18 protein-coding genes are annotated in these 21,249 nt (G+C 49.0%); 8 read left to right on the forward strand and 10 right to left on the reverse strand.

Going from position 1 to position 21,249, the window contains the following annotated elements; genetic code table 11:
• Positions 1-15 precede the first annotated feature (15 nt).
• The 5 genes from DESTI_RS12610 (at position 16) to DESTI_RS12630 (ending at position 4,753) form a co-directional block, all read left to right on the forward strand.
• Positions 16-462 (forward strand): NIL domain-containing protein, encoded by a 447-nt coding sequence (locus tag DESTI_RS12610; protein WP_014810349.1) that lies wholly within the window; start codon positions 16-18, stop codon positions 460-462.
• A gap of 218 nt (positions 463-680) precedes the next feature.
• The gene (gene coaE, locus DESTI_RS12615; RefSeq protein ID WP_014810350.1) at positions 681-1,295 is read left to right on the forward strand and encodes a dephospho-CoA kinase; all 615 of its coding nucleotides are present in this window, start codon (positions 681-683) and stop codon (positions 1,293-1,295) included.
• A 115-nt stretch (positions 1,296-1,410) separates the two neighbouring features.
• Positions 1,411-1,911, forward strand: coding sequence for a hypothetical protein (locus DESTI_RS12620; protein ID WP_014810351.1), 501 nt, complete (start codon positions 1,411-1,413; stop codon positions 1,909-1,911).
• Positions 1,912-1,944: 33 nt separating this feature from the next.
• On the forward strand, positions 1,945-2,220 hold the full coding sequence (locus DESTI_RS12625) for a hypothetical protein (RefSeq protein ID WP_014810352.1): 276 nt from the start codon (positions 1,945-1,947) through the stop codon (positions 2,218-2,220).
• Positions 2,221-2,419: 199 nt separating this feature from the next.
• The gene (locus DESTI_RS12630) at positions 2,420-4,753 is read left to right on the forward strand and encodes a GumC family protein (protein WP_014810353.1); all 2,334 of its coding nucleotides are present in this window, start codon (positions 2,420-2,422) and stop codon (positions 4,751-4,753) included.
• 48 nt (positions 4,754-4,801) lie between these two features.
• Here DESTI_RS12630 and DESTI_RS12635 read toward each other — a convergent pair whose 3' ends face one another.
• The gene (locus DESTI_RS12635) at positions 4,802-6,034 is read right to left on the reverse strand and encodes an acetate/propionate family kinase (protein ID WP_014810354.1); all 1,233 of its coding nucleotides are present in this window, start codon (positions 6,032-6,034) and stop codon (positions 4,802-4,804) included.
• Positions 6,035-6,200: 166 nt separating this feature from the next.
• Here DESTI_RS12635 and DESTI_RS12640 point away from each other — a divergent pair, with 166 nt between their 5' ends.
• Both DESTI_RS12640 and DESTI_RS12645 read left to right on the forward strand, forming a co-directional pair.
• The gene (locus tag DESTI_RS12640) at positions 6,201-8,930 is read left to right on the forward strand and encodes a phosphate acyltransferase (protein WP_014810355.1); all 2,730 of its coding nucleotides are present in this window, start codon (positions 6,201-6,203) and stop codon (positions 8,928-8,930) included.
• Positions 8,931-9,213: 283 nt separating this feature from the next.
• The gene (locus DESTI_RS12645; protein WP_014810356.1) at positions 9,214-9,504 is read left to right on the forward strand and encodes a PxxKW family cysteine-rich protein; all 291 of its coding nucleotides are present in this window, start codon (positions 9,214-9,216) and stop codon (positions 9,502-9,504) included.
• Between the two features lie 148 nt (positions 9,505-9,652).
• Here DESTI_RS12645 and hslU read toward each other — a convergent pair whose 3' ends face one another.
• The 4 genes from hslU to DESTI_RS28835 all read right to left on the reverse strand — a co-directional run bounded on the left by hslU (position 9,653) and on the right by DESTI_RS28835 (position 15,132).
• Positions 9,653-11,023: an ATP-dependent protease ATPase subunit HslU gene (hslU, locus tag DESTI_RS12650; RefSeq protein WP_014810357.1), complete on the reverse strand. Its 1,371-nt coding sequence runs from the start codon at positions 11,021-11,023 to the stop codon at positions 9,653-9,655.
• A gap of 21 nt (positions 11,024-11,044) precedes the next feature.
• Positions 11,045-11,587, reverse strand: a complete 543-nt coding sequence (gene hslV / locus DESTI_RS12655; RefSeq protein ID WP_014810358.1) for an ATP-dependent protease subunit HslV — start codon at positions 11,585-11,587, stop codon at positions 11,045-11,047.
• Positions 11,588-11,624: 37 nt separating this feature from the next.
• On the reverse strand, positions 11,625-12,575 hold the full coding sequence (xerA, locus tag DESTI_RS12660; protein WP_014810359.1) for a site-specific tyrosine recombinase/integron integrase: 951 nt from the start codon (positions 12,573-12,575) through the stop codon (positions 11,625-11,627).
• A gap of 151 nt (positions 12,576-12,726) precedes the next feature.
• Entirely contained in the window at positions 12,727-15,132 is a 2,406-nt protein-coding gene (locus DESTI_RS28835) for a glycosyltransferase (protein ID WP_052316045.1), read from the reverse strand.
• A 451-nt stretch (positions 15,133-15,583) separates the two neighbouring features.
• Here DESTI_RS28835 and DESTI_RS12670 point away from each other — a divergent pair, with 451 nt between their 5' ends.
• Positions 15,584-16,777, forward strand: a complete 1,194-nt coding sequence (locus DESTI_RS12670; RefSeq protein WP_014810361.1) for an ABC transporter permease — start codon at positions 15,584-15,586, stop codon at positions 16,775-16,777.
• A gap of 122 nt (positions 16,778-16,899) precedes the next feature.
• Here DESTI_RS12670 and DESTI_RS12675 read toward each other — a convergent pair whose 3' ends face one another.
• From DESTI_RS12675 to DESTI_RS12695, 5 genes are all read right to left on the reverse strand, one after another.
• On the reverse strand, positions 16,900-17,811 hold the full coding sequence (locus tag DESTI_RS12675) for a thiamine pyrophosphate-dependent enzyme (RefSeq protein WP_014810362.1): 912 nt from the start codon (positions 17,809-17,811) through the stop codon (positions 16,900-16,902).
• A 191-nt stretch (positions 17,812-18,002) separates the two neighbouring features.
• The gene (locus tag DESTI_RS12680; RefSeq protein WP_014810363.1) at positions 18,003-19,190 is read right to left on the reverse strand and encodes a transketolase C-terminal domain-containing protein; all 1,188 of its coding nucleotides are present in this window, start codon (positions 19,188-19,190) and stop codon (positions 18,003-18,005) included.
• Positions 19,177-19,479, reverse strand: a complete 303-nt coding sequence (locus DESTI_RS12685; RefSeq protein WP_014810364.1) for a 4Fe-4S binding protein — start codon at positions 19,477-19,479, stop codon at positions 19,177-19,179. Before DESTI_RS12685 ends, DESTI_RS12680 begins: the two co-directional genes overlap by 14 nt.
• 176 nt (positions 19,480-19,655) lie before the next feature.
• A complete protein-coding gene (locus tag DESTI_RS12690) occupies positions 19,656-20,252 on the reverse strand; it encodes a 2-oxoacid:acceptor oxidoreductase family protein (RefSeq protein WP_014810365.1) in 597 nt (198 codons plus the stop codon).
• 171 nt (positions 20,253-20,423) lie between these two features.
• Positions 20,424-21,146, reverse strand: a complete 723-nt coding sequence (locus DESTI_RS12695) for a DNA-methyltransferase (RefSeq protein ID WP_272913405.1) — start codon at positions 21,144-21,146, stop codon at positions 20,424-20,426.
• Positions 21,147-21,249: the final 103 nt, after the last annotated feature.

The following is a 21,249-nucleotide window of genomic DNA, read 5'->3' on the forward strand; positions in this document are numbered from 1 at the left end:
GAAATGAGGTTTTCAATGGCTTCTCGTAACGTACTACTCATATTCAAATCCAATATAATGTACAAACCCGTGATTTATAGACTCGCACGGGATTTCGATTTAGTTTTCAACATCTTGGAAGCTAAAATCCTGCCGCGACGCGAAGGACGTATTCTGCTGGAGCTTCGGGGTGATGATGAAACCATCCAGAAAGGGATATCGTTTCTGGAGCAGCATCAGGTCGTGGTGGAACATCTCGCGGACAAAGTATGGCGAGAAGAAGAGTTATGCGTCCATTGCGGGGCTTGCACCGGACTCTGTCCCACTGAAGCCCTCAGCGTCAATAAACTCGATCAGAAGGTGGTTTTTGACGTAGAAAAATGCGTTGCGTGCGGAATGTGCGGACTTGTCTGCCCGTTCGGAGCCATGAAAGATGTCACATTGTTCGATCCTTTCGCTGAAGGACGTACAGGCGAGAAATAGCCCAAAGAACTTCGGGCAGCGCGCAAGCGTTGCCCGCACCAGCCATTCACCGGCAGCAATCATCTCATTCGCACACCTCTTCAAATTCCATTTGCCAAGGGCTTCTCAGCCGTGGTACCCTTTATTATGCGCACATGGGGATGAAAACCTGAATCATTCTCCACAGGCATAAGACAATCCAACTCATTACGACTAATTCGATGGCACAAGGTAATCATATGCTCGTAGTCGGATTAACGGGAGGCATAGCCTCGGGCAAGAGCACTATAGCCAAAATGTTCACCGACAAAGGAATACCTCTCATCTGTGCAGACGAACTTGCACGCAAAGCGGTAGAACCGGGATCTTCAGGACTCGAGGAAATAGAGAGGGTTTTTGGCAACCAGGTGCTTGACCGTGAAGGCAGGCTCGACCGCGAGGCGATGGCGGAAATCGTATTCCGAGATCCCTCTGCTCGGAAGCGTCTGGAGTCAATAATCCACCCTTTTGTGGCCAGCGAAAAAGAACGCATTATTCGTGAACTTGAAGCTCTGGGACACTCCATGGTGCTTGTCGATGTTCCGCTACTCTACGAAAGCGGCTGGGAAGGGAGTTTCGATCTTATTGTCGTCGCCTATGTGCCGCGTCAGCTCCAGGCGGGTCGATTGGTGCAGCGCGATAAGCTGTCCCTCGATCAGGCTGAGGCACGACTTGCTGCACAAATGGATATTGAGGACAAGAAAAAGCGAGCTGACATAGTGATTGACAACACTGGAGATCTGGAACATACCTGCCGACAGGTGACTGCTGTACTGAAAAAATTGGAGGCTGTTGTCATCGAGCGAGAATCATGAAAGAATCCGATTAGATGTTTTCTTCAGGGGGCTTACACTTTCTCTCTTCACGGCATATAATAGGGACGCGGCTTTTACGGCATTGAATCTTCGTTATCAGGGCGAGCGCCAAAGCATGGAAATCATAATAGGCATAACTATTTGGATTGTGATCTTTCTCATCTGGTATTTTAGGAACTACCCCCAGAAGCTCAAGGGTTTTCTACCAACTCACGGATTCCGAATAAAATGGCCGTCCAGAAGGCGAACGGCACCTTCAGCCAAGCAACCGGTTGATACTCGGCATTCGGATTTCAAGTCACTTGTGGAAGTGATCGAATCCGTGTGTGCTGCTGACAAAATGGGGTCTTCCGATGCCGCAACCATGGTAGATGCGGTCAAGAAACTTATGGAGATCGAACCTTCAAGCGGACAGATCTGGGAGGCATACGCTCTGGATTCGCTTGAAAGCGCTGATATCACCTGCGATGATTGCGGTGTTCGGGTCGACAAGTCGGTCCGAAAAACAGGCGTTAAGATATACTGCAAAAGATGTGGTAAGTGGCTTGCGCTCAAGAATTCAAAGGTGACGGTTATAGACCCGAGCCGTCGCGATCTTGAAGACTGGGAGCATTAAGCTCGTCGGTCCAGGTTTTCCAAGGAGGTTAATGTGAAATCGTTGTCTGTCGGACTTGCCATATTCCTCCTGGTGGTCTTTGCAGGAGGGTATTTTACGGTAAAAGGGGAACCTTTGTTCAGTAGGATTGACTCGGCGCTCCACACGGATGTTCTGATGGATCTTCATCATGGCATTTTCTTCTTTGTATACCGTGGTAAAGACAAAATTCGCGCAACTGAAGAAGGGTTGTCGACGTTTCAGGAAGCGCCTCTCGGTTTCGATAAGAAAAAGCAGTACAGGAGAATTGAAGACGCTTCCAAGTATTAGAGTCTGATAATCGACAAAATACCAGAAATTCCGTGTGCACGCTGCAGGATTCATAGATATAACTTGAAATTAAAAAATGATCCTGATATGGTGTATGAGGAAGAAGTGTAACCGTTGCATGCGGATGCAAAGTTTCGTCAGGATTTTCCTTCTTTATTTTCTTCCATTGTAATAGCAAAAATCACAGGACATCAAGGGTATGGATCCAAAAAATCGCCGTACGGATGATCCCATCACCGTAACTCTGGGACAGGACGAGATTCCTGTGGAATACCGGCCGAGAGCTGCTTCTGAGAACCATCATTCCAGGGGCTTTCATATTCAGGAGTTTGATGAGCAACCTGAAAAGAGTCTCAAAGATTACATTCAGATTATCGTCAAGCGACGACGAGCCATTTTGATTGTCTTCTTGGCCGTTGTCTCTTTGACTGCTGCTTACACTTTCACACGTGTACCCATCTATAGAGCTTCCGCTACGCTCGAATTCGAGAAAGAGGCATCCAACTCAATCAACACTCTTGGAGAAAGTCTTGCCCCGAATTGGGCTCAGGCAGAATTCTTCGCCACCCAGTCAGGCATTCTGAAGAGCCGGTCACTAGCAGAAGCCCTCATCGACAAGATGAACCTTACCAAATCTCAGGAATTCAAACCGGCCGAACCCGGTACACTCGACAAAATTGCAGGCTGGTTTGTTTCTTTCTTTTCTTCGGACGTTCCGCAACCGGAAGGGGATCAAGTCGGAAGAGAAAGTCTTGCACGAGCGGTAACAGATAGAGTCTTTGTGAAAAGAGAGAGCAACAGCCGTTTGCTCACTCTCTCCATGGAAGCGAAAGATCCTGAGTTTGCGAAGAAAACGCTCGACACATATATCCAACTATACCTCGACCAGAACTTGCGAAAAAGAAGAATCATCAGTTCCGAAGCCGTAACATGGCTAAAAGGGGAGCAAACCCGCGCAGAAGACAAACTGGTAAAATCGATGGCTGCACTTGTGAACTTCACGAATCAGCACGGGATCGTTTCTCTGGAAGATACTTCGAATCATGTGCTCAGGTTCTTCAACAGCAGCGCTGAAGGGCTCGTGAAATCCAAGGAACATCGTGTGCAATTGGAAGCCCTCCAGAAAGAGGGAACCCAGAGCCTGGCCGTGTTACCGCCCGACCTCAAGCCCAGCGATCTCCAAAGCCTGAAGGAAAAACTCGCGCTTTTTGAAGCAGAATACATGCAACTGCGGGAGATCTATGCTGAAGAATATCCCAAGGTGCTCATGCTGAAAAAGCAGATTGCTTTTCTCAAGAACAAGCTTGCAGAAACCGAAGAAAAAGCAATCACCTCGGCTTTGGAGACGGCACGTTCTCAGGAGTCGATGCAGCAACAGGCTTTTGAGCAGGCTCGTAAAGAAGCGATGAACAACAATTCTTTGGGTGTGCAATATGCTGTCCTGAAAAAAGAAGTGGAGACGAACGAACAGATTTATAAGATCCTTCTCCAGAAATCCAAGGAGATGGAACTCAATATCCAAATTATCGGAAACAATATCAGCGTGATCGATCCTCCAACCACTCCAGTCGGATCGGTAAAACCCAACAAGAAACTTAATCTGTTGATAGGGGCTTTTCTGGGGCTCTTGGCCGGAGTCTTCGCCGCGTTCGTGCTGGAGCAGATGGACAATTCCATTCATTCAACCGAGGATGTGGAAAAGTACCTCAACCTTCCCAGCCTGGGAGCAGTACCGGATATCAACAAACACCGCAGAATTCACGGTTTGAACGGGAACACTTCAGGATACGAGTTCATAGCTCATAATTCTCCCAAAGCCCCTGTCTCGGAAGCCATCAAGAACATAAAAACATCGATTTTTCTTTCCATACCTGCCTCCTCCATGCGTACAATTGCTGTATCAAGCGCTGTTCCGCGGGAAGGAAAAACATTTATCAGCGTCTCGATTGCGTCAGTTTTGTGCTCGAGCACGAAAAGAGTGCTGCTTGTGGATGCAGACCTCCGTAGACCGAGAGTAGGGGAGGTCTTCAACCAGCCTGATACTGTTCCGGGACTTACCACGTATCTCACTCAGGATGATGTCAAGTTCCAGAAAATATTACACAAATCAAGAATTCCCGGCCTCTATTACGTGTGCGCCGGTCCCCTCCCGCCTAATCCGGTTGCCCTCCTGGAATCGGATCGTATGAGAGATTTTATTGATAGATGCAGCAGTGTGTTCGATTTCGTGATCCTTGATTCGCCTCCTGTAGGAGGATTCTCGGATGCTCGTATATTGGCGAGCAAAGTGGATGGAGTAATTATGGTCGTACGGGAAGGAACGGCCCCCGTAGATCTTGTGCGCCAGACAAAGATGATGATTACTTCGGCCAACAGCAGGATTCTTGGAGTAGTTCTCAATATGGCAAACGGCAGATCTTCCCTTTATGGGTCCGGGTATGGTGGGTATTACGGTTACTACGGGAACTATTACAGCAAATCCGCACGGTCGGTTGTGGCGCTCGATGAGTCTGCCACAACCGGGAAGAATTGATTTCACAACCAAGTAGCGTTGTTTACTCCAGTGTTGTTCGGATAAATGCTACGAGCATCTCCCGCCGCAAGAATGCTGGCGGTACACGCTCAAGCACTCCCTGGCCATCATGATCTCTTCGAATGTCCTGACCACGAGGATTTTCACACGCGAATCCGGGTGGGAAATGTCCATAACCGGTTTATCCGCGGTGGAACGGTCAGGACCGATATTCAAGGATTCATCGATCATGAATCCCAAACCTGCCATTCCCTCGACCACACGGGACCGTACTGCATGGCTGTTACGACCGATTCCGCCTGTGAAAATAAGAACATCGCACCCACCCATGACGGCCATCATGGCTCCGATATATCTCTTAACCTTATAACAGAAGGCATCGAAACTCAGTGAGGCTCGTTCATTGCCGGCTCGGGCTGCTGTTTCCACTTCTCTCATATCCGGGCTGATCCCGCTGATTCCCAGGAGACCAGATTCTCTGGAAAGCATGTGGATCGTTTGATCCGGTGTTAAGGAATCCTCCTTCATGATTATTGGAAGCAGTCCCGGATCGACATCGCCGGACCTTGTCCCCATGATTAGTCCTTCCAAAGCGGTCATCCCCAGAGTCGTATCGATGGATCGTCCCCCCTGGATGGCTGTTATGCTAGCTCCATTCCCGAGATGGCAGGAAACAATATTGAGGTCTTCGATAGGTGTCGAGAGGAATTCCGCAGCCTTTGAAGAGACGTAGTCGTGAGAGTGACCGTGGAAACCTGTCTTGCGATATCCGCGTTCTCCAAAGTAGTGGTACGGCAACCCGTAAATGGCAGCGTGGTCGGGAATCGTCCTGTGAAAACTCGTGTCGAACACTGCCACATGAAGCGCATTGGGCATTCGTATCATCGATTCCTCTATTTCCTTGAGCATGGCAGGATGATGCAACGGAATCATGGGGGTCATTCTCCGAATTTCCTGCTTGACGCCTTCATCAACAGGAGTTGCCACTTTGTACTTTCCTCCGTGCCCCACACGATGCGCGACTGCAGAAATCTCCTCCATTCGGTGCAGCCCACTTTTGAAGAGCGTTTCCAGCATCATGTCGAGCGCTTGCCCTTGGTTTTCGATGTGCACACTCGCATTTTGTGTCGTGGCACTCGATTCATCCCGAAAAGAGTGAGTGCCTTGATTCAAGCCGATTCTTTCAATTGAGCCCGAGAAGAGCTCTGTTTCAGATGTCATCTCGAAAAGCGTGTATTTCAAGGATGAGCTTCCGCTATTTATTACAAGTATCTTCACCATTTCTCCATACCTGGATTGTTTTTATCCGACGAGGCTGTTCACCTCGCGATCACACGTACGTGACACTTGATTATATTCCATGAAACATATTATATGAAACTAGTACTACCAACAGGGGTGCAAAAACCCTCAAAGTAGCCACAACCGAAATTGGGAGCCATTCATTATGGAAGCGAACAATGACGTAGTTCAGATAATAAATGGGATGAAAGACGCGTTGACGAACTCCGGGCTGTATTCACGTAGTGTATTTGACCCAAATGCACCAAAAGAAGAAGACCAGATTCCTAAACTTCAAAGTGCTATACAATCTGCAGCCCCCATCCACGAAGAACTCAAAAAGATGGCAGAGTTCATCCGCACTGCAGTCATAGATCCTGTGCACAAAATCGACAGCAACGGCAGAACTGCCCAAGATTTTGATCCTCTTAACGATTTTCTCAAAAAACTTGTAGCTGCATCGGAAAACTTTGGAAAAGAAGTTGAACTAGTTCCGCTGTACGGAGACTTGCTTTCGCTTTACATTTTGGCGTTATATCGATCAGGCGGACCCGGGAAGAAAAGTCCCATTATCAACATGATCATAAACAATATTGTGCGCAGAAAAGCCATTGAAACAGATCACGGCAAACTGCGGGCAGGGATGGACGGCCTGAAGAACAAGATTTGTGTTGCGATAATCGCCAAGAGGTATGCAGTTTACGTTCTCGCAACAAGGGGATTCGAGGTTTTGTTCAGAAGTGAAATAGAATTTCGCCTGTTCGGGACCTCTCCTGAGGCTTTGGCGCTTCAAATAACCAACCTGTTTCTCAAACAGGGAATTAAACTAGCCGATATCACGGATATCGTTTGTGGCGGAGGAGACATCGGGACTCTCCCTGACGGGACGTATGTTCTGAGTGAAAAAGTGCGAGACGAATCCTGGAAACGCCTTCACAACAGCTCTCTCAACAGAGGGGCTTTGGTAGCATGGGAACTCAGACAACTCCTGAGGCATCAAGGACGAGGGGAGGGCATCAACGCGTCGTTGTGCAGTCCTCTTTCATTTTCAACCCTGGATTTTCATGCAGTGAGCTCTCTTTTCAAAGAAGACTCAAGGGAATTGCGGCAGAGCCTCAAAGGGTACGTCAAAGTCACCCCTTTGAAATCGCTTGCAGCATTATTATCAGAAATTCAAGACATTAATCCGGAGAATTTCAACCTGCTGGTCATGACCCTCGATGAACTGTTTGCATCTGTTGCCAGAAAAATAGGGCCTCGAATCGTACGTGAACTGGCAGCTCAAGAAGCGAATAAGACTCTCATAAGTTTCGATTTCGGAAAAATAGTCGATTGGCTGAGACAAGAGAATTTCGTGATTCCACCGAATTTTCGTCTCACTGCGCGGGAAATCGGCACAGGCGTCAAAGAAATTTGCGAAATCCTGATGATAATCGAATCAGGAAAAGTGTCAGCGGCACTGGAACGTAGTCTGAATCACGTAGTCGATTCCTATGCTCGACAGGTAGCAATGGTGCTTGAGATGGCCGCCGCAGGAGATCCGTCGGAACGTCCGAATTTCATTGTTATCAGCAGCATGATGGCACTCGATCCCTATTTTCAGAAACTGTTCCAAAAGATCCGGGAGCGTATCGACAGCCCCTTTACGCCGATCATGTGCCTGGATTCTCTGGAGCACGATTATCTGGTGGCAAATCATCTCTTCGAGATGTACCTCAACCCTGCCAAAGGCGATCGCAGACTGCATTATTCCGTTGAAGAAAAAAGCATGAAACAGGCGCTTCAAGTGCTTGGCGCTTCAGGTGGAGGCCTGGAGACTTTTTCTTTCTCACGTCTGCTTGATGAGGTCTCCGGCGACATTAGTGACGGAAAACTGTCTCAGGTGAACATCGTGCTCGTTGGTGCCGATAACGAAGACGCTTTGTTGGCCGTTTCGAACGCCAAGGATTATGGCCTCCTGAACAGGATTGCCCTCATTGGCGACCCTGAAGAAATCATGAATGCAATTCAGCGATCCAAAGCGTCGTTGCTTCCCAATCAGGACCCCAGGGTAGAGATTATTCCCATCAATCCGCTTATCGTGGGTTTCGAGCAGAAGCAGAAGGCCATGGCCGAGGTTTTTCACGATTTTCTCGAAAAAAGCAGAGATTATGTCGTCATGAAAGGAAGCGTGGATACTCCGGGGCTCTTGAAGGAAGCCCTCTCAATTTACAAGAATGAGGAACCGGTCGACGGCGTTAAGCCAAAGAAGAAAATGGCTTCCCATACGGCACTCTTCGTCCTTCCGGACGGACGTTTCTTTGCACTTTCCGATGCCGCTGTCAATCCGGGCTTCAGAAATGTGGATCAGCTCCTCAATACTGTCGGCAACCAGTTGAACGTAGTCAGGCCCGTGGTATCCAAAGACCAGATGCTCAAGGTTGCAATCATCACAGCAGTGGAAAAAGAAACTGCAGCGATTCCCTCCACTCTGCTTGCTGCGGAGGCGGAACAGCGTTCAAAAGAACTCGAAGAGTTGTACGGTCCGATGGTCCTGGAAGGTCCTTTGTCCTTCGACCTGGCTACCGATCCCGAGGTGGCTTTGGAGAAGAATTATCACGGACAGATCATGGGCGATGCCAATTGTCTCGTGGCAACTGACATCAACACTGCAAACGTTCTGTACAAACTGCTCTCCAAAACAATGGGCAGCCTCGGATTACTCGTCGATTCAGGTGGAATCATCACTGCAGGCCCGGGAACAGTCCCGATAATTCTCACATCCCGGGGAGATACCTCGCAGACCAAGTTCAATTCCATTCTCCTGGCTTTGGCATATTCGTCGACTTTGAAATCGGAAAAAACACAGGAGAAGCAAACCGGAAAACTAAAGGTCGTCGCAGGTAGCTCAAGATAATTGTCCGTGAATGGAAGGCATTAGCTCGCCTTCGCACGGCTTCAGGAGGCTTTGCGGTAGAACACTACCGCAAGGCCCCATCTTCTCGCGACGACATCCAAATTTCAGGATATATAGCTGGTGCGTCTCGCGTGTCTGATTTCGGTAAATACGAAATAAAGTCCACAAAAATTTGCGATCTCTGGAGAATTTGTCTTGCGCGCGAGATCCGGGATGTTATAATTATGGTTTAACACAAAGGAATTATGGGTTCTCCTGATTCCAATATAACCGGAGGAAAACAATGCAGTGCGTAACCTTGAAAAAGGGAGTCGAATGTGCATTTATGACCCGAAAAGGGTGCAATTTCAACGGCGGCCGGTGCCATTCGGTCGTCGATTCTTGCCAGGGCTGTTCCCGAGCCGCCTCCTTCGAGGAAGGCACATTCTGCACGGTAGCCCCTAACCCCGCCGTCAAATGGGCACGCGGATCCTGTAATTTCGCAACCCATCTCGAACGCAAAGCCGTTGAACAAACGCAAAAAATTAACCCCTTGAAAGCATCCAAGAGAGCCGCGGCTTCAAAGAAAAAGTAAGACCGTTTGCCTCTCTCTCACATTCCCATGCCGCCTTATTGCTGGATGGATGCAGGGTAGGATCGGTCTTCTACCCGGGAAGACGGATGCGAAAGTAGTTCGGTGAGCACGGGGGGGCTGCCTCACTCAAAGACAGGTCCCCCCGCGTTTACAGGATGTAACGGCTCAGGTCCTCACTTTTCACGATATCTTGTAGTCTTTCCCTGACTATTGCGGGACTAATACGTACCGTAACGCCCCACATATCCGGAGCCTCGAAAGAGATTTCTTCCAGGAGTTTCTCCATTATGGTGTGAAGACGGCGAGCGCCGATGTTTTCCGCACGTTCGTTGACTTCCTCTGCCAGTAAAGCGATTTCCTGGATGGCGTCGGTTTCTATCTCGAGAGTCACTCCTTCAGTCTTGAGGAGCTCCTGATATTGCTTCGTTAAAGCATTCCGGGGTTCGGTCAAAATGCGGACGAAGTCTTCCCGGGTGAGAGCGGATAATTCCGCGCGCAACGGAAAACGACCCTGTATTTCAGGAATCAGGTCTGAAGGCTTCGAAACGTGAAATGCACCGGCGGCTATGAAAAGGATGTGATCCGTCCTTACTACTCCATGCTTGGTATTGACGGTGCTGCCCTCGATAATGGGAAGCAGATCTCTTTGGACTCCTTCCCGTGAAACATCCGGGCCTCCGGCATGGGAATGACTTCCGGCAATCTTGTCCATTTCGTCGATAAACACGATTCCGGTTTGTTCCACACGCTCCTTCGCCATCTTGGTCACTTTGTCATTGTCGATAAGCCTGCCCAATTCTTCTTGCACGAGAATTTGCAGTGCTTCAGGAACCTTGACCTTTCTCCGTTTGGTTTTCCCCGGAAATATGTTCGAGAACATGTCCTTGAGGTTGATGTCCATTTCCTCCATGCCTGCGGGAGAGAAAACCTCTACGACAGGGATCGCATTCATCTGAGTTTCTATTTCCACTTCCCTGTCGGCCAATCTGCCTGAACGAAGCATTCTCTTGAATTTTTCGCGGGTTCTTTGAGCGACCTCCATGTCCTCGCCGGACTCAACAGCGACCGGCCCCGTGCCCGGTCTTCTGGGTCTACGTGAAGATCTCACCGGCAGCAGAATATCGAGAAGTCTCTCTTCCGCCAATTCTTCCGCTTTCGGGCGAAGCGTTTCGTACTCTTCTTGTCTCACCATGTTGATCCCAATTTCCATGAGATCTCTGATCATGGATTCGACGTCCCGTCCAACGTACCCTACCTCCGTGAATTTTGAGGCTTCGACCTTGAGGAAAGGCGATTGAGCGAGTTTTGCCAATCTTCGTGCTATTTCGGTTTTTCCGACACCCGTCGGGCCGATCATAATGATATTCTTGGGGGCGATCTCATCCTGGAGATCCTCAGGAACCTGCCTTCGTCTCCATCGGTTTCGCAGGGCTATTGCCACCATACGTTTGGCGCGATCCTGTCCGATGATGTACTTGTCGAGTTCGGCAACAATTTGGCGTGGAGTGAACGTTTCCATCAAACCTCACAATGGGGAACCTCAAAGTTCCTCCAATACTATCTCCTCATTTGTGTAAACGCAAATCCGAGCGGCAATACCCATGGAAAGCGCGGCAATTTCCTTTGGCTCCAAATCCGTATTTTGGAGCAGCGCCCTTGCTGCAGCCAGTGCAAAGTTTCCGCCCGATCCTATGGCTACGATACCGTCATCAGGTTCTACCACATCGCCGTTGCCTGAGAGAAGGAATGTTTTGTCCGCATCCGCCACTATAAGCAGCGCTTCCAATCTTCTCAAAAGCCGATCTGTTCGCCATTCTTTGGCCAACTCTACAGCCGCGCGGGTCAGGTTATTGGAATACTTTTCCAGCATTTGTTCGAATTTTTCCAGCAACGTGAGTGCGTCCGCCGTGGAACCGGCAAATCCTGCCAAAATATTCATGCCTTTTCCAAGTCTCCGAACCTTTTTGGCAGAGTGTTTGACAACCGTATCTCCGAATGACACCTGGCCGTCACCGGCCATTACCACTTTGGTGCCTTTCCGGATACAAAGAATAGTGGTCGATCTCACTTTTGTATTTTTCATCCTGATGGTCCTCTTGTCGGACAGTATACCCTTGGGTTTAGTCTCCGGATGCTTTTTGTTTTGTTTTTCGTCCGGAGGGATGCTCCACTCCGCTGCGCGGATGGGACTGGTCGTATATTTCCATGAGTTTTGCCAGATCTGCTTTCGTATACCTCTGGGTTGTGGAAAGACTGGAATGTCCCAATAACTCTTGTATAGATCTCAAATCTGCACCCCCGTGAAGCATGTGGGTGGCGAAGGAATGGCGGAAAGCGTGAGGGGAAACATTTTTTGCGATACCAGCCACCAGAGCGCATTGCTTAACAAAACGCGCTACACTTCTTGCAGAAAGGCGTCCTCCGTGAGAATTCAGGAATAGAGCTTCAGTAAATATCTTTGCTTTGGACTGAATCTCCGAACGGAGTGGCAGATATTGTCTCAATGCCTTTACCGCACCCGTTCCAACAGGAACATACCTTTCTTTGCGCCCTTTTCCTATTACCCTCAACCACCCATTGTCGAAATCGAGATCGTGGACATTCAAAGACGTCAACTCACTGACGCGTAATCCGGATGAATACAGCAACTCAAACAGTGCCATGTCCCGCATCCCGCATTCCGTATTCCTGCTGAAGAATCGTTCCATTTCATCGACCGAGAGAGCTTTCGGAAGAGGCTTTTCGGTCTTCGGCGCACGGATTCCTGCTGCAGGGCTGAGGTCAAGGTATTTTTCGCGAACGAGAAATCGGAAGAAACTCCGTAATGCGGCGAGTTTTCGCCCGACAGAGGTTTTTCTTAGTCGGCCGAATCCTCCGGCAAGATAACCTCTGATATGAAATTGGTCTACCTTGGAGACATCTTCTATCTCTCCGAATTTTTTCCCGTCCATCAGGTACCTGCAGAAGTCTCGCAGATCCGTAACGTATGCGCGGACCGTTTCGGGAGAACGCATCTTTTCTGTTTCAAGATGCCTGACAAACAGGATCAAAGCATGTTCGTAGGTCAACACAGTTCTCTTCCCGCGATTCCATACAAAAACGGTTGATTAGCAGGAGCTCTTCCCGCACAGAGTACGACTACCGGGTAACCATACTATAGTATGTGAGAAAATTCAATGAAGTAGCGGGATGTTAGAAGAATTTATTAAGAAGATAAGTGAATTAATTCCGGGATCGATCTGTGAGATGCTCACGTCGAGGCAATCCCGAATATTTGTTCATATATTTGAACATGCTTACAAGGTGCGTAATGAAAAAGCTCATTTGACTATGGCTGCGCTTCTGCTCATCATGAAGGCAGACGAGCTTCGGGAAAAAAACCACGGAAAAGCCTGCCTGCCATGCTTTCGTGCACAGATCGACATCCTCGAAGTACAGAAAAAATCGCTCGTCAAAGGAGAGTGGATGCGGAAAGAGAGAATTTCTGAACAACATGGCAGCTCCGCAGCCCCAATCAATTTCAAAAGGATCCGATCTGTTCCGGTCAATATAGAGATGCTGCTTAAGAAACTCCGGCGGACGATTCTTAAACCAGGGCATTCTCGAAGCAATAAGAGTCTTTAGGGTATAAAATTTGCGACAGGAATAGGTGGGACGGAATCTCGGATCGACCAGGGTTGGAATAAGACAACTTACCTCGGGGTTTTGCGTGAGGTATTCGATAGCTTCCAGCATCGCTTCCGGGTTGATGATCGTGACATCCGGATTGCACAGAAGAGTAATTGCGTTCGGTTCCGAAATCTCCTCCAGGCCCCTGTTCAGACCTGCTCCATATCCTTTGTTTTCCTGATGGATAATCTGGATCGGGAACGATGCCACGGGATTCCCAACACTCTCGGGACTGGAATGGTTAACAATGATGAGCTTTTTGAGATATTTGAACGGTTCCAGAGATACGATGAGACGGCGCAATTCTTCAAAATTGTTGTGGTTGACAGTTACTACGTAAAAAGGGACGGGAGAATGCACGAGATAATCCTGTATGGCGGAATTCTGCACGTGATTGGAAAATTCAGCCTGTTGTGAACTGAGAATGCTCCTGACATATCTCTGTTCTGTGAGCCATTCATACAATTGAGATCCGTCGGAAAACGATTGGAGCCGTTCTTCCAGCTCGTTAAGGACTCTGTACCATGTAAGGAGAAGATACTTGTGATATGTTTCGCTTTCATGAATGGGGAATGCCCATCGTACGTGAAATCGCACTCCATGGAAGGTCCTTTCGGCTTCTGTCCTCGGAGCTCCCTCATGTAGCTTCTGCTGAACCATCCATTTCCTGACCGTATTCTGACCGTAGTAGACCTCGACAAAATCGCAGCCTAAATCCCGTACTCCCGATTCCAACAAGGAGATCAGTTCTTCAAAGGAACGGGCTCGATGTATCCTGCGACTCATAAACGAATGATAGCTCGAAAGGAACTGGAAATGAGGCCTATTTTCAATGGTCTTGGAAAGAGTTTCAATACGGTAAAGCCTGAGCATCGAGACGACGACGAAGAGCAGGATCATCCCCGATCCGAGAATGAAGCTCACGCTCCACATGGATCTTGGCCCCAGGACGAGCACGAGAGTCATGGCCGCGAGGAGTGCGCTGAAGAAATAGATGATGGCGGCAACTTTTCTGGGTTCACCAAATTTTTCCATCAGACGATGATGCAAGTGATCGGAATCAGCGAGAAATATTCTTCTTCCTGTTACCCACCTCCGTATTATTGCCAGTAGCACGTCCAGGAGTGCAATGCCGAAAGGAAGGAATGGTATCAGTATCATCCCCATAGTGCCGGAACGCTGGCCCGGAGAAATTGCGGCTGAGCTGGTCGCCAGAGTACCAAGCACGAATCCGAGCATGAGGCTTCCGCCGTCTCCCAGGTAGATGGAAGCAGGTGGAAAATTATGACAAAGGAATCCAAGAAGACTGCCCGAAATGGTAAAGGCTATGCTGGCAACGAACAGGTCCCCCTTGAACAACCCGATTATGCCACTGGTAATTGCGGCAAAAAAACAGATTCCCCCAGCCAAACCGTCGAGTCCGTCTATGAGGTTGATGCCGTTTACAATGGCCAGAATGGATACCAGGAACACAGGACCGCCTAACCAGCCGAAATTTACAAGTCCAACAAAGGGAATAGTGGCAGTGGTAATGGTGTGGCCGCCCAACAGCAGGATTCCGACCGCACAAAATTGTCCGGCAAGTTTCCTTGTCCAATGCAAACCGATGATATCGTCGTAAGTGCCTAAAATATGGATAGTGGTTGCGCCTAAGAAAAGGGAAAGCATCTGACTGCTCGCCACTTTTCCGAATGGAAGTCTCCCGGACACCTCCAAAAAATAGAAAACGAAGAAAGCGACGGTAAAAGGGATGTAAATCGCTACTCCACCCAGGAGCGGCGTAGGTTTTTCATGATTTCTGCGTCCACCTGGATAGGAAAGGATCTGATGTTTGAATGCGGATTTCTTCAGAACCGGAATTAAGACCAGCGTGGCAATCAACCCAAGACAACCTGCAGTAATTGCAAGAATAACGCTTTCGTATGAAACCAACTTGATTACCTCTGGTTCAAAAAACAATTGCCGCTTTTCCGGAATCTCAGTCAGGCTTCATGATTGCCTGAACTCCCGTTTTGCACAGACGTACCAATTCGGCTCCTCCCAAAAAGATACCGATTCATCCTGCATACGCGAGCACTGTCAATCTAACATATTACCTTGAGAAATCAACCCCCCTGAAAAATACTGTCTTAAATAAGATGAATAAAAACAGGAAACTAAATTCAAAAATGCGCCTTTTTGAGCCAATCCTCACGATGTTTGGACAAGGACAAGACACGATACAAACTTGACGATCACTAAGCCCTCATGTAGTCTAGGGATAGGTGCACGAACCAAAACTGCGGATGCAGATCATCTCATAAAATCCGAAGGTACTCTGTCTGGTTCGTCACAAATTGGGGGCGGCACCTAATTAACTACCATCGCCAATCCGAGTACCCCAGAAGAATGAGACATTTATAGGCAAACAATGCTCATTTATGACCTGACGAGAATCTCACTCAAGCAAATCTACAGAAACAAACGACGCTATAAGAGCGTGATTATTGGTATTTCTCTTGGGATTGCCGGTCTCGTGACCATAATCACCATGGGGCAGTCCGTTGAGAGCGATTTGAGCCGAAATCTGGAATTACTCGGCAGTACCACTATTATCAAAGCCACATGGGATACGGAAAAGATGACCCAGTGGCACAATGGTCAGTATTACCAGAATGATGTTGACGAATTGCGGCAACTGCCCGGATGCCGGTTCGTTTCGCCGATCGTATGGACCTGGGCTTATACGTTCTCCCGCGACCGGACCAAAATTCAGGGTAGACTCATGGGAGTGGAATCGAATTTCTTCGATGCAGTCCACCTTCCCGTGGAAACAGGACGGATAATCGGCGACAACGATCTGAGGAGAATGTCCAGCGTCTGTGTACTTGGAAAACGGATCAAGAATTCTCTGTTCAAGCCTGAAGAAAATCCTTTGGGATCGACCATATTTATTGACGGTAACATGTTCACCGTGATCGGTATTCTTGGAGGCATGGAAGACCCACTTTTTGATGAGACCATCCTCATTCCTTTTACGGTTGCCAGGTCCCGGTTTGCATATATGTACGAAATCAAAGACATATATGTGCGAGCGGTAAACTGGGATATAGTCGGCCAGTTGCAGCAACAGATCTATGAACTGCTTCTGCGTAACAGGCCGGCGTTCGCCGATTCCGTGGAAGTGCGCTCTTTTCCGGAACGCATTCAGACAGTCCAAAGAGCAGTTCTTCTGGTAAAGGTTTTCCTGTACTTTGCGCTGATGGTGACGCTTGTGCTGGGTGGGCTCGGTATTACCAACGTTATGCTTGCCGCAGTTCAGGAGAGGACAACCGAAATCGGCTTACGAAAAGCCGTAGGCGCAACCGATAAGATGATTATGTCTCAATTTCTTCTGGAATCCGTGTGCATCAGCTTTACAGGAGCGATTATAGGAATATTTTCCGGATACCTGCTGGTCGAATGGTTAATCCGCATTTTTCAGACCATGCCGGATCAGGAAGTATTCTATGCCAGTCTTGCCGGCGGCGTGCTGTTCAGTGTGATCCTCGGAATTACTTCAGGATTATTGCCGGCACGGCGGGCAAGCCAATTAGATGCAGCGGAAGCCATGAGTTTTGAATAGGTGAAGGTGTCAAGTCGGTTGAACTTGTGGTCAGCCCATTCCGGATAAAAAAGTCCCGTCAAAAACAACTATTGGCTTCAGCCCCCCCCTTTACCCCCATTACGGTCCAAATTCCAGGTTTTTCACCGGCCTTTGGCGTGTCTCTCCAGAAATTCATTCCATCGAATGTCCGCGAAATCCTGCAACTGTTGGATCTGCTCTTCCGTAATTCTCCTGAACCGGGTCTGTCCTTTGACATAACTCGCTACGGTCTTCTTCCGTCCTTTTTCCGCAAGCTGCAATGATTTTGAGGTAAGCCTGAACGCACCGTCACGTATTTCGTAAAGAACGTGAATACCCGTATCTACTGCCAATTTTCCGGTTTTTATCAAATCCTTATTGGGGAAACCCCATCCCGGAGGACACGGTGCGTGTACTTCAATATACCTGGAGCCAGCGGTTTCCTTGGCCGAGCGGACTTTGTCGTAAAGGTCCAGAGGATACGCAGGAGAGGCAGAGGCAACATAAGGAATACGGTGTGCCTCCACGATCTTCAACATATCCTTCTTATGCTGCAGCTTCGCGAGTATGGGAGTGGTGGTGGTTACGGCTCCGGCAGGGCTGGCACTGGATCGTTGGGTGCCCGTATTCATATATCCTTCATTATCGTAGCAGATATAAATGAAATCGGTTCCCCTCTCCATGGCTCCTGAAAGGGACTGAATGCCGATATCGTATGTTCCGCCGTCTCCTGCAAAGGCAACAACGGTGTAATCCGTTTTTCCCGTAGCCCGTAGTCCGGCAACTATGCCCGATGCGGCAGCTCCTGTGGCAGCAAAGGGATTATTTACGCAGATCACTTTCACGGGAGTAATGGGATAAACTCCGTGAAGAACCGTCATGCAACTGGCAGGAACAGCCACAATAGTCTTTCCGGGGTCGAGAGCTTTCAAGGCATGGCGATACGTGAGCATGAGACCGCAAGCTGCGCAAGAACGCGTTCCCGGGAGAATGAATTCTTCTTTTGGTAAAGACTTAACCGCCTTCGTGGTCATTTAGCTACCTCTCGAGCTTGCGAGTGTCGAAACTCGTCAGCTCATTCATGACAAAATCGCGAACGCTTTTATGCCAATTTGCATTCAAAATCCCCCCATTCCCCCCTTTATAAAGGGGGGTTAGAGGGGATTTTTGTCCAACTTTGAAGCAAATTGGTATTAGATCTTCTCAAATCCCTGTTTTTTCAACGTCACCCGCGGATATCTATCCATTTGTGGGTTGGCTTCTTGGTTATGGTCTCCATAGTCGCTTCCACGAGCTGTTCCGGTCTGACGTCACGACCTCCCAGACCGGCTACAAACGACGAAAAATTCGGTCTAAGATTCTTATCGAACAGCGCTGCTTTCAGATCTGTTGCCAAGGCTCCTCGATAACCGTAACTCACGTCCTTTTCAAAAACAGCTATCGATTGGATCTTTTGAAGATTTTCGGCAAGAGCATCCGCGGGAAACGGTCGATAGGTCCGAACACCCAATACTCCGGCACGAATCCCTTTCTTCCGTAAAGCATCGGCTCCCACGGTACATTCCGAAGCGAGCGATCCCATACTGACGAGAGCATGTTCCGCGTCATCCATTCCGTACGACCACACAAGACCGCCCCAAGATCGCCCGACAATTTTGCCGAATGTGCGGTCCGTTTCGCCAATGGTATCCAGAGCTGAAACGAGATCCTCCTGGAGCCTGAACCTCAGATCCATGTACCCGGGTCTCAAGTCTCCATCAACATCCTGTCGAGGTTCACTCAGAATGAGAGGATTCAGGTTCATGTAAGTACCGTGAACAATTCCTGAAGAATTGGAGCAGCCATCGAGAAATTTGTCTACGCTGGCTGTGGGCGGCACTTCTACGGGGGTACTGGCATGGGACAAGGTAAACCCATCGTAACAGACCATTACTGGGATCGAGACGGTCTCGGCGATGCGGTATGCCTGGATAAGGGTATCCAGGACTTCCTGGCTGTTTCGGCAATACAGTTGAATCCAGCCGGTGTCCCTTTGTGATATGGAATCCTGCTGATCGTTAAGGATCGTCCAAGGAGCTCCAACTCCGCGATTCACGCAAGCCATAACCACAGGGACTCTGCTTCCTGCAGCCCAGTGCAGCATCTCATGCATGTAGAGCAACCCGTTGGCACTGCTCGCCGTGAATACGCGAGCACCCATTTGGGATGCCGCAACCATTGATGCCATGGCCGAGTGCTCACTCTCTACAGTCAGATACTCGGCTTGAAGCTCGTCTCGTTCCACCATCGCCGCCAGTTCTTCGGTCACCGGAGTCTGCGGAGTAATAGGATACGCGGCAATGACCTGTACCCGACACAGGGCAGCCGCTATCGCAGCAGCGGTATTGGCCGTGATTATCCTAACGTCTTTCATCCGGGTCTCCTTCGATCTGCCTTCCTTCCACCATGGTAATGGCTTTACGAGGACATTCTTCTGCACAAATACCGCAGCCTTTGCAGTATTCCAGGTCTATCTCCAGAGGAAATTCTCTCGAAATCACCCCGTCCGGACAGTACAACCAGCACAAAAGACAGGTCTCTTTTTGAGAGCACTTTTCATGATCGATTCGGGGAGTGTGGGATCTCCAGTCTCCAGTACGACCCGCTTCTCCGGGCGCCGGTTTTGACGCGGCAATCGTAGTTTCTCTTATCTTGTCAGCCATATACATCCTCGGAAGAATCTGTAGACAATTCGTTTCTTGTATCCAACACTATGCTCAACGTAACCGATTGGGGGAATACATCAGGTTACCGATTCAGCAGTTGAAACCACGTCTCACTGGTTCCTGAACTGATCGGCTTTCGCTGGAAAGGCCCCTGAATAAGATCGGGAATCGGTCTAGCCGGCAGAAGCAGCCGATAGTTCATATCTAAGAACACGCGTATTCTGAAATGCGTAATCCAGTGCGGCAAAATTTCGCTCGCGTGCGCCGCCCCTGAACTTCTTGCTCACTGCCATACGTATATTCTCGAGATTAACCAGATCGGATGCAGCCGCAAAGGGACCAAGAATGGAGGTGGAAATGAGCACGTTTCCTTCAACTATGAGACCGGCCGCTTCAGAAGAGTGAAAAGCATCTGCAACTGCTATGGTGTACGGCCCTTCAATACCGAGTTCTTCGGGGGAGCGAGCGGAGTTGACCACCAGTGTCCCGCCATTCTTCAGGTTGGCAGTCACATTGATCATATCGAGCAAATTATCATCCAGAACCACAGCTATATCCGGTAAAAGAACATTGGAAAAAGTCCGAATAGGCTCTCGGGAGATTCTTGTATGAACACTGACCGGCGCGCCTCTCCGTTCCGAGAAATACGTCGGTTTTGCACTGACGCCTTTGAAGCCCTGATAATAAGCCGCCTCTGTCAGGATTTTTGCAGCGGTTACCGCTCCCTGACCTCCACGACCGTGCCAAACGATTTCATAGGTGAAACTCATTATCTACTGCCCCCTGTTACTTAACCAAACTAGATTAACCCGATGTATCCTGTTCGTCAATAATGAACTACTAAGGTCTCGTAGCCCGGGTTCGAATAAACCGATTGAAAATCGAGGCGTGCGATTCCTTACAAAAAAAGAGGGCTAATTTTTTCTTACAAAAATGGGCTGTCAGGCAGACAAAGATTGTCCTGTCAGGCGAGAGACGCGTTCCATGCACAGGGACACGTACGCCGGTTCCACTTCATATCCTACAAAATGGCGATTCGTCCGTACCGCGGCCACAGCGCTGGATCCACTTCCCATGAATGGATCGAGGATTACTTCTTCCTCGAAGGTATACAATTGAATGAGTCTCTCTACCAAAGTCGTTGGGAAAGGCGCCGGATGTTTCACTCGTCGGGCAGACTCCGCGGGAATGTACCACACGCTCGTAGTGGCTGCCATGAATTCGTCCCGTGAAATCGTCGATTTTCCCCGTGTAGTACGATCGAAACGGTCTTTGCAGAAGATCAAGACGTACTCGTGCAAGTCCCGCAGCGTGGGGTTTCCGGCAGACATCCATGAACCCCAGGCACAGGAACCGGTCGATCCTTTTCCCTTCACCCATATGATCTCGCCTCGCATGAGAAATCCTATATCCGAGGCGATGGAAGCAATATGACCGTTGAGCGGGATATAGGGCTTTCGCCCGATATTGGCCACATTGAATGCAACTCTGCCGCCCGGTACCAGCACTCGATGGGTTTCTTTCAGCACCTGTGAGATGAAATCGAGGTACTCTCTGAGACTCAGGTCCCGATCGTATTCCTTGCCGACATTATAAGGCGGAGACGTGACCATGAGAGAAATCGAATTATCCGGTAGTTCCTCCATAACTTCTGATGAATGCATAAAAACCCTGTCCAGGTTGTGAGGAGGAACAGTATTGATCCTGGATGTAGTATTGCTCGCTCCGATGGCGGTGAATATCTTTCTGTCGTAGAAGGAAGAAGAG

It is taken from the genome of Desulfomonile tiedjei DSM 6799 (genome assembly GCF_000266945.1).
In the GTDB taxonomy this organism is placed as follows: domain Bacteria; phylum Desulfobacterota; class Desulfomonilia; order Desulfomonilales; family Desulfomonilaceae; genus Desulfomonile; species Desulfomonile tiedjei.